This window comes from Actinomadura formosensis NBRC 14204 (assembly GCF_001552155.1).
GTDB classification, from domain to species: domain Bacteria; phylum Actinomycetota; class Actinomycetes; order Streptosporangiales; family Streptosporangiaceae; genus Spirillospora; species Spirillospora formosensis.
Map to the genome: position 1 here is coordinate 1 of NZ_BCQQ01000316.1, position 802 is coordinate 802.

Genomic DNA, 802 nt, shown 5'->3' on the forward strand with positions numbered 1-802 from the left:
TTCGCGGGGCGCAGCGGGCGGACGCGTTCGGCGTCGGTGACGTCGTCGCCGCAGAGCCCGTCGAGGGACAGTGCGTCGAGTTCGACGCGGGGCGTCCCGCCGGGCAGGTCCGCGGCCCGGGTCGTGATGACGCAGGCGGGGGCGGCGTCCTCCAGCATGTAGGCGATGCGGTCGGCCGGGTACGCCAGGTCGACCGGCTGGTAGGCGGCGCCCGCCTTGAGGACGGCCAGCGCCGCCACGATCAGATCGGCGTCCCGCGGCAGCGCGAGGGCGACGAAGTCCTCGGCGCCGACGCCGAGCCCGATCAGGTGGCGGGCGAGCCGGTTCGCGCGGGCGTTCAGCTCGGCGTAGCCGAGCCGGGTCTCCCCCGCGATGACGGCGGTCGCGTCCGGGGTGCGGGCGGACTGCGCCTCGAACAGCTCGGGGACGACGGCGGGTGCGACCGGCAGGCCGGTGTCGTTCCAGCGGTTCAGGAGGGTGTCGCGTTCGGCGCCGTCCAGCAGGTCGACGGCGCTGAGCGGCAGGGACGGGTCGGCGGCGACCCGGGTCAGCAGCCGCTCCAGGCGCGCCGCCATCGACGCGGCCGTCTCCGGGTCGAACAGGTCGAGCGCGTACTCCAACCGGCAGTCGATCCCGGCCGGGTCGCCGTCGGCGTCGCGCGTCTCGTCCACCAGGAGGGCGAGGTCGAAGCGGGACACGCCCGGGTCGACCGGTTCCAGGGCGACCGTCAGGCCGGGCAGCTCGACCCGCGCGGACGGGTTGTTCTGCATCGAGATCATCACCTGGAACAGCGGGTGCCGCG

1 protein-coding gene is annotated in these 802 nt (G+C 75.2%); it reads right to left on the reverse strand.

What is annotated here, in order from left to right:
• Positions 1 to 802: AMP-binding protein (locus tag AF1_RS32720; RefSeq protein ID WP_157419460.1), on the reverse strand; the 802-nt coding region annotated here is incomplete at both ends.